The 12,689-nt window shown below is 37.7% G+C and carries 9 protein-coding genes and 1 pseudogene; all 10 read right to left on the bottom strand.

Translation table 11 applies throughout. The annotated features are described in order from the left end of the window. Positions 1–290: 290 nt before the first annotated feature. Positions 291–1,181: a S41 family peptidase gene (locus QO008_RS05505; RefSeq protein ID WP_307384985.1), complete on the bottom strand. Its 891-nt coding sequence runs from the start codon at positions 1,179–1,181 to the stop codon at positions 291–293. 10 nt (positions 1,182–1,191) lie between these two features. Further along, complete coding sequence (locus QO008_RS05500) at positions 1,192–3,147, bottom strand: FtsX-like permease family protein (protein WP_307384982.1); 1,956 nt, start codon at positions 3,145–3,147, stop codon at positions 1,192–1,194. Continuing rightward, positions 3,140–3,754, bottom strand: a pseudogene (locus QO008_RS05495) (ABC transporter ATP-binding protein); the annotation flags it as partial. The gene QO008_RS05500 and the pseudogene QO008_RS05495, both read right to left, overlap by 8 nt. Positions 3,755–3,835: 81 nt before the next feature. Continuing rightward, positions 3,836–4,639 (bottom strand): KilA-N domain-containing protein, encoded by an 804-nt coding sequence (locus tag QO008_RS05490; protein WP_022620611.1) that lies wholly within the window; start codon positions 4,637–4,639, stop codon positions 3,836–3,838. Positions 4,640–4,828: 189 nt separating this feature from the next. Further along, complete coding sequence (locus QO008_RS05485) at positions 4,829–6,349, bottom strand: recombinase family protein (RefSeq protein ID WP_022620610.1); 1,521 nt, start codon at positions 6,347–6,349, stop codon at positions 4,829–4,831. After that, on the bottom strand, positions 6,342–8,084 hold the full coding sequence (locus QO008_RS05480; RefSeq protein WP_022620609.1) for a recombinase family protein: 1,743 nt from the start codon (positions 8,082–8,084) through the stop codon (positions 6,342–6,344). Before QO008_RS05480 ends, QO008_RS05485 begins: the two co-directional genes overlap by 8 nt. Then, complete coding sequence (locus QO008_RS05475; RefSeq protein ID WP_022620608.1) at positions 8,077–9,795, bottom strand: recombinase family protein; 1,719 nt, start codon at positions 9,793–9,795, stop codon at positions 8,077–8,079. Before QO008_RS05475 ends, QO008_RS05480 begins: the two co-directional genes overlap by 8 nt. Positions 9,796–9,893: 98 nt before the next feature. Continuing rightward, entirely contained in the window at positions 9,894–10,061 is a 168-nt protein-coding gene (locus QO008_RS05470) for a hypothetical protein (RefSeq protein ID WP_000332792.1), read from the bottom strand. A gap of 468 nt (positions 10,062–10,529) precedes the next feature. Then, positions 10,530–11,081: a sigma-70 family RNA polymerase sigma factor gene (locus tag QO008_RS05465; RefSeq protein WP_079392103.1), complete on the bottom strand. Its 552-nt coding sequence runs from the start codon at positions 11,079–11,081 to the stop codon at positions 10,530–10,532. A gap of 232 nt (positions 11,082–11,313) precedes the next feature. Next, complete coding sequence (locus QO008_RS05460) at positions 11,314–12,660, bottom strand: MATE family efflux transporter (RefSeq protein WP_022620606.1); 1,347 nt, start codon at positions 12,658–12,660, stop codon at positions 11,314–11,316. Between the last annotated feature and the right edge of the window lie 29 nt (positions 12,661–12,689).

Here is a 12,689-nt window from a genome sequence, read left to right as displayed (position 1 = left end):
GAAGAATCTCGTTCACTAGAGGCAGTCCGCGTAGAAACCAAGGCCGAGACGCGCGTTAAGACTTTTACCGTCAATTTGTCACGCAATAACTCTGGGAGATCCGTTCGACTCTGCTGCGCTCCGCTCAGGATGACAATGTTTATATCACGCCTCTTTGTCATTCTGAGCGAGGAATTTATTCCGAGTCGAAGAATCTCGTTCCCTAGAAAAAGTCTGCATAGAAGCCTCTCCCGAAACACACTCCCCCCGTTTCCCCCACAAAAAAACGGACGCGATGTGCGTCCGTTCATTTATGCCCCGTCGGGGGGAATGGGTCTGTCTTCCCATACTTCTCCTTCCCGATCGACGGTTTTGGAGGTGGTGAGTTGCAGATCGCTTTCGTAGAGGGGGATGAGGATGTTGGCGGTGTTGTAGCCGGCGGTGGGTTCTCCGGTGAGGGTGGCGTTGTCCGCACCTTTGTAGGCGAGGGCGACCATTTCGCCGGAGCTTGCGGTGCCGGGGCCGATTTGCACTTCGACGGGCACGTCGACGCTTTTTTTCTCTGCGCCGGGGATGTTCGCTTTTCCGATTTCCACATCGGGGGTCTGCTCGTGGCGATCGCGAAAGCGAAAGAGTACGCCGTCGTCGAGGGTGGCGGAAAGGCCGGCGAGCATGGGATACATATTGCCGCCGTCGTTGTCGGTGAGGTCGACGACGATGCGGCGATAGCCGCCGGCTTCGATGGCATCGCTTAGGATTTTTGCATAGATTTTTCCCTCGGCTGCAGTGCCCATAAAGCCGGGCAAGTGAAGAACAAGCACGTCGTCTTGTATTTTTGCCGTGGGTCGCTCGAAGGGGAGCGCTTCTACTTTTTCATGGGCGTAGTAGGCGGAGTGTTTGCCCCCGGCGACTTTTGCGGCGCGGTCGATGGCATCGTATACCGCTTCGCGGCTCTCGGCGGCCTCGGCCTCTTTCCGCAGGGTTTCTTTCGCCTGCTGCCACGCATCACCCTCGGCATATAGGCCCTGCAGGTTCATGCAGTAGATGGCCTCTTCCGCCAGGGCGACGGGGCTCGGCGGGATAAGGTATAGGGGCCGTCCGGTCAAAAGGCGAATTTGGGTGCCGAAGAAGTGGAAGGCGGCGACGACGGCGAGGAGCAGTGCGACGACGAGAACGACAAGGATTTTGATTGCTTTTTTCATGGCCTTTCTCCTATTTTTCGTGCAGTACGAGTTCTTCGTAGGTCTTGCGCGTGCGGGCGTAGACGAGGAAGTAGTACGCCAGGTAGAAGAGATAGCTGAGTACGCAACAGAGCAGGAATGTCGCGCGGCCGTTGACGCCCATCAGCAGGATGGTGAGTATTTTTTCCACGGAGGGATAGGCGAAGATGCCGTGCACCAAAGCGAAGAGGACGGGCAGTATAAATACGGCGGAGATTTGGGTGCGGATGACTTGTTTCGCCTCTTTGTCGGTCATGCCCAGATCGCGAAGGATGGCAAAGCGCTTTTTGTCGGCATAGCCTTCGGAGAGTTGTTTGTAGTAGATGGAAAATCCCGTGGCGAGCAGAAAGCCCGCGCCCAGGCAAAAGCCGGTAAAGAAGATGGCGCCGTAGAAGGCGTAGAATTCGTTCATGGTCTCTTCGCGGTCGATCACGCGCAGGGGCAGTTTGTCGGGATCGTTCCGCAGTTTTTCGTAGGCGGAAAAGCGCGCCTCGCCCTCCACCTCTTCAAAGACGTAGTGGTATTCTACGCCCGCGCCATAGGCGGCGCCTTGATTGAACATTTGTCGCAGTTCCGTAAATACGGCTTCGTTCGCGGCGAGATAGAGCCCGTTTTTGCCCAGGGGCATCTCGGTCTGGGCGATGGCGTTTTTGTAGTCCCCCGCCGTACCGACGGTAAATCGGCGGCCGCCTACGACCACGTCTTCGACGGGGGTATCGCCCACGGCGAGGAGATCGACGTCGTCTCTGTCTTTGCGATCGCGCTCGTAGAAGAGGGCGAAGTTTTCGTAGCGGCTCAGCCGGTTCCAGTCCACGTCGTCTGCCACGGTCAGCGCATCGCCCGATCGGGTGACGGGCACGCTCAAAGAATCGATGTGGCGGCCCTTGCCCTTGAGGCCGGCGCGCGCTATGGCGGCATCGAGCTTTTCGTAGGCGGTATCGGCGTCTTGTATGCCGTCTTCGGCAAAGACGATAATCTCCGCCGGCGAGGGCCACTGCTTGGCGCCGATGGCTTCGGCCCCGTAGTAGAGGCTGGTGCCCGAGACGCAGACCACGAGAAAGCAGGTGGAGAGGATGGCGATATTGGCGAGGCTCTTTCCGCTATACGACACGCGGTAGGCGAGGCCCGCCACGGCGGCGAAGTTCTTGGGTTTGAGATAGAATTTTTTGTTCTTCTTTAAGAGCCCGACGATGACGCCCACGAGAAAGGACAGCGCCCAGTAGGTACCGACGATGACAAAGGCGACGGCGATGAAAAAGCGCGGAATGGCGTTTAGGGGGTTGTCGGCGGAAAGGCTCAGATAGTAGCCGATGGCGATGCAGATGGCGCCCAGCACGCCGAAGAGTTTGGGAAAGCGGGGCTTCTTTTCCCCGGCGCGACTTTCGTCCATAATGGCGCGGATGCTCCCCCGCTTTATGCCGAGGACATAGACCAGGGCAAACACGAGCACAAAGCCCGCGATGACGAGGAGAATCCCCTGCGGCTGCGGAAACAGACCCACGGCGCCGATTTTGCTCTCGGTCTTTAAGGTCTTGATAAAAAATCCCAAAGACAGGCGGTAAAAGACCGATCCCAATATCGTGCCCAAAAGGATCACGGGGCCCGCGATAAAGAGCATTTCCCAGGCTTCGATCAAGCGCAGGTGTTTGCGCTCCATGCCCAGCACCAAGTAAAGCGCCTCTTCTTCCATGCGCTGTTTGCGAATAAATTTATAGCCGCCGTCGAGGGCGAGCACGCCGAAGATCATGACGATAATGACGCCCAGCGTCAGAATCATAGACAGTTGGGTCATGCCGGCCATTTTTTGAAGCGCCGGCTCACCTACGATCGAGATCATGGTTAAAGCGAGGATAAAAAACAGGGTGCCCATGGCGATATAGGGGATATAGAGTTTTTTGTCGTGGCGGATGCCGTCCGCGGCCAGGCGCCGGTAGAGGGACTTAAACATCTCTCGATCCCCTCCCCAGCATCTGCATGGTGGCGGCGATCCGTTCTTCCGCTTCAAAATTGGTCGCATTGCCCTTATATAATTGATGGAAGATGACGCCGTCGCGGATAAAGAGCACGCGCTTGGCGCGGGATGCCGCCTTGACGGAGTGGGTGACCATCAGGATGGTCTGCCCCGCGGCGTGGATTTCCTCGAAGGTCTCCAGCAGTTCGCGAGACGCGTGGGAATCCAGCGCACCGGTGGGCTCGTCGGCGAGCAGGATCTCGGGTTCGGTGACGAGCGCCCGGCAGATGGCGGCACGCTGTTGCTGCCCGCCCGAGATCTCGTAGGGGTATTTGTCCAACAGATCCGCAATTCCCAAACGCCGCGCGAGGGGCGCGAGTTTTTCTTCCATCTGCCGCGGCGCTTCTTCGCGAAGCACCAGGGGCAGGAGTATGTTTTCTTTTACGGTAAAGGTATCGAGCAGGTGAAAGTCCTGGAACACAAAGCCCAAGTTTTCCCGGCGGAATTTCGCCATCTCCTTTTCGGGAATGCGGGCGAGGTCTTTGTCCTTTAAGAGGATGGTGCCCGCGGTGGGAGTATCCAAGAGGGCGAGGAGATTTAAGAGGGTGGATTTTCCCTACAATGTCAAGCAATTGTTACATAAAATTAGACGATATTTCTATCGCCTAATTTATATACAAAACTTTTATTTTAACTTTTTTATACGTTCACTTTCTGTTAGAATCCTCATTTGTTCAATAGCAATTGCATTTAATTTTTCTATCCTTTCAGTTGCATCCATTCCCTCATTTATAAAAACAGCATTTAAGTTCTCAAGATTTGATAAACACACTAATTGTGATATATCAGCATAGTCTCTCATATTTCCTTTTAACTCCGGATTACTTTCACGCCATTCTTTTGCTGTCATTCCAAACAAAGCTACATTTAATATATCTGCTTCACTTGCATAGATATAGTTTATTCTTTCCTTTGATAATTTTTCAGGGACAAGATTATTCTTAATTGCATCTGTATGAATTTTGTAATTTATCTTAGCTAAATTCCTCTTGATATCCCAACCTAATTGTTTTTGTTCTTCTTCTTTTAAGCGCTCAAACTCTTTAATAAGATAGAGCTTAAAATAAGGTGATACCCACGACGCAAATTCAAAAGCTATGTCTTTATGTGCATATGTTCCACCATATCTTCCTGCTTTGGCAATAATTCCGATAGAATTCGTCTTATTGACCCATTGTTTAACCGATAAAATAAAACGATTAAAACCTGCTTCATTTTTAATTCCCTCGAATTCGGTGGAATTAAAATTCGCATTATACATTTCTTCCCATATTCCTAAAAATTCAATTGTATTTTTATTCCTTAGCCATTTTTCTATCAGTGCCACACCATTTTCAACATTTCTAACCATGTCGGTTAAAGAAATATAATCTCTATTATCTATGGCAATAATGCTAATTTCTGATCCTTCCACATTTATTTTAGACACAAAAATCACCTCACAATATCTCATTTTAACTATAATTATATCATTTTTTTGTTTGTTCCTAAATATTTACCCTATCAACTCATAGTAAACAGTACTATTTATTTCCGCAAATTTTCTCGTCATTATTTACATTTTGGCGTATTAAAATTAAAGTTGGCGAGATTATGAGTTACTTTTAATACTATCCATCTATATTTCTACAATTTCTATTTCTCCACTTCTTGATACAATTATCTTATCAATTTTATTGTCTAAATAAGCCTTCAATAAACTTTCTTCGTCTAAGACTGTAATATCCATTTCTTTCCTTGAATCAATCTTCTCTGACTTCAATTCTTCCAACTTACTCTCCAATAATATCTTTTTATCTTTGATAAAAGTTTTTTCCTTTAGATACTCCTCTTTCGAAATATTTTTCTTTTTATAGTTTTCATAGATGATTTGTAAATTGCTGTTTAATATGGATATTTCCTTTAAAATCTCTTCTTTTACATTCTTGTGTTCTATAACTTTCTCTTTATTTAATGTGTTTTGAATCTTAAAACCTTTTAATTTAGGTTTTATAAGTTCAATAATATCTTTCTCTTTGATATTGTTTGGTGTTTTCTCAGCTTTACATAAATTACAATAATAAATCTTATACTTGTATATTTTATCAGAATTCTTCTTTTGTCTACTGTCACATCGTAAACTCATATGTCTACCACATTCTTTACAAAAAATCTTATCAGAAAAAATAGAACGATTTTTGTTTCCTGTATATCCCCCAAAACTTCGTTTTTCTTTTATTTTCTTAACCTTATCAAACACTTCTCTGGAAATAATAGATTCATGGGTATTTGGAAGTATTTTCCACTCATCTTCAGGAAGTAAAATTCTTTTTCTTCCACCTATTTTTGTTTCTTTGAATTTATTATATACATAATCTCCTGTATATAGTTCGTTCCTTGTAATCTGTGAGATAGCTGCATTTGTCCAAACTCTTTTCTTTACTTCACTTCCGGTAATTAAATTTCCAGTATAATCAGAAAGTTTCAGTTCTTCTTTTCGTTCAGAGCGTGTAATATAACCTTTTTCATTAAATATATTAGCCACTTGAATACACGAATATCCTTTTAGCAATAAATCAAAAGCTTCTTTAACTATAAAAGCTGTTTTTTCATCAATGATGATACTATGTTTATCTTTTGGATCTTTAATATATCCAAAAGGTGCTGCCCAATTTATATTTTTCCCCTGCGATTTAATTTGCCTAATAGAACCTCTTACCTTTTCAGATAATTCCTTACTGAATAAATCATAATACAATGTCTTAAACTGTGTATCTGTATCTAAGCCATTACCTTGTTCTTTTAAAGAATCATAGTTGTCATTAATAGCAATAAATCGTATTTTTAGAAATGGTAATATATTGCTTAAGTAATCCCCAAGCAAAATATAATCTCTTGAAAACCTAGACATATCTTTTACAATTATAGTTCCCACTTTACCACTCTTTATATCCTCAATAAGCCTTAAAAAGGAAGGTCTATTTGTATTAGTAGCAGAATATCCATCATCTACATATTCTTCTATTTCACAACTTTTTAAAGATGTTTCATTTTCAATGTAGCTTTTTATATAATCTCTTTGATTTGCTATACTTTCACTTTCATCCACTTTGTGATAATCTTCTTCAGAAAGTCTTAAATATATAGCTATCTTATTCATGCTCTACCTCCAACTGCTTTCCCACATCTTTATCAAGTTTAAACTTAAAATATATGGTAACCTGCTTATACTCTGATATTTCTATATGACTAATTAATGTATCGACCAATTCTTTATCAACTTCTATGCTTTTAGCATCCAAGCAGCAAAATAGTACATCTATAAATTCTATAATTTCTCTTTTTTTCTTTTTTATATTTCTTATTCTTTCAGCAAAAACTTTTAATTCATTTTTTAAGGTTTTTATTTGATTATTTATTTTTTTACTTTCTATTTTAAAATCACTTAAAAGAACCTCTCCTTTAACATAGTTTTCATATTGTTCTTGTAGATTGATCCTAAGAGAAGCAATCTTTTTATTATTTACATCTGTTTTTAGAGAAACTTGATTTATCTTTTCAGTACTTATATTTTCTAAATATATTTTTAGTCGTAATCTTTTATCCTTTTTATAAAAGCTTGAAACCAGTCTTTTTAAGGTATCTACTAAAATTTTATCTAGGTCTGTTTCGTATATTCTTACATGAGATTTTTCTAAGTTTAATCTATCTCCACCTTTACAATAATAACAATAGCAAATCTCATCATGATATTTCAGTCCTCGTGGTCCATATTGTTTTTTCAAATATCTGCCACAAACACTGCACTGTATGAGGTCGTCATACTTTCCTTCTTTTTTATGATCTCTTTGAATTTTTACTCCAACATTTTCTTTTCCGTCTTTTATTATGTTTTTCAGTGAATGGTAAGGTAGATAGTTTTGTTTTTTCTCCTTTATCTCTCTGATATTTTCAAATGTAGTTTTGTCTATTAAACCTTCGTGGGTGTTCTCTGTTATAATCCACTCTTCTTTATCACGAAACTTACTTTTCCTACTTGGATCATGTCTATTTGAGTATACTCTTTGAATCAAATTCCCAATATATACTTCATCAGAAAGCATTTTTGATATATAAGAAATATCCCATTGTTTTGTATCTTCTTTATCCTTAAAAATTTTACCTGTTCTTTTATATTCATCAGGTGTCGTATATGTTTTAGTCAATTCTCTTGCTATTTGCATATTGGATTTACCTTGACTTGCCATATAAAAGATAAGTCTTACTACATCTGCTGCCTTTTCGTCCATCACCAGAACTCTTTTTCCATCAATTTTATCAACCTTATAGCCATACGGAGCCATCGCTCCTATAAAAGACCCTTGTTTCATTTTTATTTCTTTAGATGCTTTTATTTTCTTTGAAATATCTTTTGCGTATAAATCATTGAAGATATTTTTTATTGCTATTTCATAACTCTGATCTGATTTTATACCGTCTTTAGTATCAAGATTATCATTTACGGAAATAAATCGAACTCCCAAAAATGGAAATACTTTTTCGATATAGTTTGCGATTTCTAAATACTCTCTACCAAACCTTGACATATCTTTTACTATGATACAATTTATCCTACCTGTTCGGATATCTTCCATCATTTCAATAAATGCAGGTCTTTTAAAATTTGTTCCAGAATACTCATAGTCCTTGTATACTCTTAAAATCTTTATATCTTTTTCTTTTGCAGCATTTATACAGAGTTCTTCCTGCATTTCAAGTGAATTACTTTTATCCCTGTAAGCTTCCTTTCTTTCCTGTGATAATCTAGCATAAATACCGGCAATGTATATTTTTTCAATCACTTTTCCAACTTCTGTTCCTGATTGTGATATATGCCTATTTTTTGTTCTAGCCACAGCATACCTCACTTTCAGCGCTTACAAGACTTTTATTCATAACAGTGGGTATAGTTTTTGACTTCCTGCTTTTATCGATACTTTTCTTTTTTATAGTGTTGGCTTTAATGTCAGACTTATCCATTTTTGTCATTTCTTCAAGTAAAGACAATTCTTCAGTATGATTAAACCTAACATCTATCGTCTTATCTTCAGAAATAAAAATTTTATCAATAAGCATCACAACAGACAATCTATCTATTTCAGATAAATTTTTATACTTGTTAATGTCGATGATCCAACTCTTATTTTTATCAATCTTCTCCTTAGTATCTTCCTGTTTTTTTAATCTATACTCGATACTTTCATCTAATTTAGTCAATTTCTCTGTATAGTTTTTTCTAAAAAGTTGATATTCTTCTTTACTAATAACATCTTCTTTTAGGTCAAGGTATAGAGAAGATAAGAGTTCTTCTGTCATCGCTTTTTCTCGTTTTAGTATAGGAATTTGATTGTCTTTCAAATTTTTATTTATATCTATACGCTGAACTTTAGAATATAGATTTTCATTAAATTCAATGTAGGACTTCATTATTTTAGATACTGCTTTTATCAAGGTTTCTTCTTTTATGCTGTGTCTTGTGCAAGATTTTTCCTTGTTGTACTTTGAACAGATATAGAATATCTCTTCTCTTTTTTTATACTTTACAGTCCTTCTAATCAAAGAACTTCCACATTCTTTACAAAAAAGCATTCCTGTAAAAATATCAATTTTGTCCTTTCCACGAGAATTATTCAAATCTCTTTTTAACATAGTATTTGCAATAGTAAAAACTTCTTTACTTATAATTGCTTCATGGGTATTTTCTACTCTTATCCATTCTTCTTTCTCTTTTTCTATCTGCTTTTTATTTTTGTAACTTAAAGTAACACTCTTTCCTTGTAAGGTATTTCCAATATATACTTCATTTTCTATAATTCTATTTACTGTCTTTGCTGACCAGGTTCCACCTTTTGTGTTTTGAAATCCATTACACTTAAATCCTTGACTTTCTTTATATTTTCTTGGAGTTAAAACTCCTAAATGATTTAGTTCATCTGCAATTGCCTTTGAGGAATATCCCAAGAGTTTCATATCAAATATATTTTTGATAATATCTGATATCTCTTTATCAATCACTAACTTGTTTTTATTCTCCTCAGACTTTTTATATCCATAAGGTGCAAAAGCACTGATAAAGTCTCCTTTTTCTCTTTTTATCTTTTGAGAGCTTTTTACCTTATTGGAAATATCTCGGCAATAACTGTCATTGATGAAGTTTTTTATAGGAAGTATAAGGTGTGTATCGTTTATATCTGCACTTTTACTATCGTAATTGTCATTTACTGATATAAATCTTATACCGTTTTCCGGAAATATTCTTTGAATATATTTTCCAGCTTCTATATAATCTCTTCCGAATCTTGATAAGTCCTTTACAATAATTGTATTGAACTTTCTATCATAGGCAGCCTTTATCATTTCTTTAAAATTGGGACGATCAAAATTTGCACCTGAATACCCATCATCCACATACTCTTTGACAATTGTAATTTGATTTTTTCTTGCATAAGAGTTTATAATTTCTCTTTGATTAGATATAGAGTTACTTTCTGTTTTTTCGCCATCTTCTTTTGATAATCTTAAATACATAACTGCCAAATTTTCTTTTGCTAAATTGTTTTTAAACATAAAAAAGCCTCCTTTAATTCAATTTACATACAATAAATCGAACCAAGGCTAGGCTTCCACAAAAATATTATAACGCTCCTTATATTTTCTGTCAGCCCCTAATAGACAGAAAATTTTTCTTTGATGTATTCCTCTACTAAATTTTCTAAGCTAAATCCATTTTCATTAAATTTAACTTCTATATTCCAACCATCAATTTGATTTATCATCTGTTTATCTTTTTTATCTGTTTTCATTTCTGTATTTATATTATGTTCATCACACATAATATCTTCTCCTTATCTTCAATATTTTTAAGTTTTTTGACATTAACAGGCGTGTAGGCCACGACATTGGAATTTCACCACCGCCCCTTTTCAAGATGAGCCGGCAACAACTGTAGAAGTATCATTATCCCCATTTGCTTCAATGCATCAGTTTCCTAGGCTGAATATATAATTTCTTTTTGTCGCTCGTTTTCTTTTATCCTTCTTTTAACTAGAGTATTTATTTAAGCCGAAATCCTTATCAGCAGAAAAGTCTTGGCGAAGAAATTATAAAGCTCCACAAATGGTTAATGTCCTGTCTTGGTCTATTCAGTTGTCAAGGTTCAAATCTATATATAACGAGGTATAAAAGTCCCTCTATATATAAACCTTACTTTCAGGACAATTTTTAACACTTTTTTGAATATTTTTTTGAAAAATTTTTAAAAAATAGAGGACAGAGATATTTTCCCCTGCCCTCTAGTTGATTTACCTATCCAAAAGTTTTCTCAGTTTCTCTAAAACCTTATTTCTTAATCTACTGATTTTCATCGGATTTGTATCTTCTTTCTTTGCAACTTCTGTGAGAGTTTTATCCTCAAAATACAGTGATTTAATTAGGTTTCTCTCTTCGTCATTTAGACTGTCTAATGCACGATACAAATCTTCTATACGCATTTTGGTTTCAATGATTTTTTCAACATCAACTGTATTATCTGCAATATCTACAACACTTATATTATAATCTCCAAAATGAAACACCTTATGCTTTCTATCTAATCTTTTCAAATGAGCTTCATGATTAAGCTCTTTTTTATATGCTCTATACACTTCATCAGAGACATATATCTTTTTACCTTTAACATAAATATATTTTTCTTTGTCTAACATCCTTTGATCCTCCTTTTTATGTTTTTTTGATTTTGTGCATAAAAAAGGAGGATCTCGGCATTTTGACGTGCGAAATCCTCTTAGATGTGAACGAAAAAAAGTTTTTTGGCTCTTCTCATATTCAGTTTTTAGTTCTTTAAAAAGGGCAATATATAGAAATTAATTCTATTTCACAAACACATACAGCATATTCATGATATTTTTTTACTGATAAAAATAACATCACCATATTTCCCCTCCATTATTCCATTTATTATTAGTTATCTTACCAAAAAAATAGCTGAGAAAATAACATTCCCAGCTAAAAAAGTAATTTATATAAAAGTTCATTATTAAAAATGACATCGATTCTACTAACATGATTGTTGTATTAAAAATAGGATTAATTTGTTGTTTTCAATTTAGAAAGCATTGTTTGTTGAATAATAAACCCAACCAAGATCATACTAAAATCTACAATAGGTTCAGCCCACCAAACTGCACTTGCTCCAAAAAACTTTGGAAGCAATAATATAGCCGGAATAAACAAAATCAGTTGTCTAAGCATTACAATCATGCTTGCTTTTTTCCCATCTCCAATAGATTGAAAGAATGTAAGTGTCATTATCATAATTCCATACATAATAAATGTGGAATAAAACATCTTGAAATTCATAACACCAGCTTCTATGATTTCACTTCTTACACTGAATAGTGATAGTAATTTTTCTGAATAAAACATCGATGGTATCCATGAAAGAGCTGCAAGAATAGTTGCTCCGTACATAAAAACTTTCATTGTATCTTTTACTCTTTTATATTGCTTTGCTCCGAAATTTGCCCCAATAACAGGCTGTAAACCTTGGCTCATTCCCCAAAGAGGAATAAAGGAGAACATATACAATCTCATTGTAGCAGCCATTAAAATTCCCCAATTATCTCCACCGTATGCGAAAGCTTGCTTAAACAAGAATGTTTGTTGTACTGCAAACAAAATTTGCATCATCATTGCAGAACTTCCTATGCTAAACATTTCACTGGAAATATCCTTACTCTTTTGGATTTTATGAATCCTCACAAAAGCACTTTTCTTTGAAAAATAGCGTAAGGTTAATATAGCTTGCACAATTTGAGAGATTACAGTTGCAATAGCTGCCCCTTCAATCGCATATTCTCCCATCAACTTCATGAAAATAGGATCTAAAATAATGTTTAATATTGCTCCTACCCCCATAATAATCATGGATTGCTTTACTGCACCTTCACCACGCATTGTCATATTTCCGGCTTGAGCAAAATTAACAAATATGGAGCCCAAAAAAACTACTCTTAAATATCTGACTCCAAGTTCTTTAATATTCCCCTTTGCTCCTACTAAATCCAAAAAATTAGGTGCAAATATCAAACCTAATATTGTGATAACTATAGAGAATAAAATTACCCAATAACAAAAATTTCCAAATATCTTGTCAGTTGTTTCTTTATCTCCCTTTCCAATCGCCCTTGATAATATTGATGCACTACCAACTCCAATAAGTGCTGATACTCCACCATTTATTATTGTTAAGGACATGGATATACTAATAGCAGACATTGCATAGTCTCCAATAATCCATCCAGCAAAAATTCCGTCCATAAATGGATATAGCCCTATAACTACCATTCCTATAATTCCCGGAATAGCTAACTGAAACAATAAATCTTTAGGACTTTTGGTTAAAAGTTGTGTTTTCATATCTTGTTTTCCCATATGACTTCCTCCAGTTTTTTTCAATATTT

It is taken from the genome of Aedoeadaptatus ivorii, assembly GCF_030815095.1.
Lineage (GTDB): Bacteria > Bacillota > Clostridia > Tissierellales > Peptoniphilaceae > Aedoeadaptatus > Aedoeadaptatus ivorii.
Note: the sequence above shows the minus strand (reverse complement) of the source record. Positions and strands in the feature narration are given on the sequence as shown.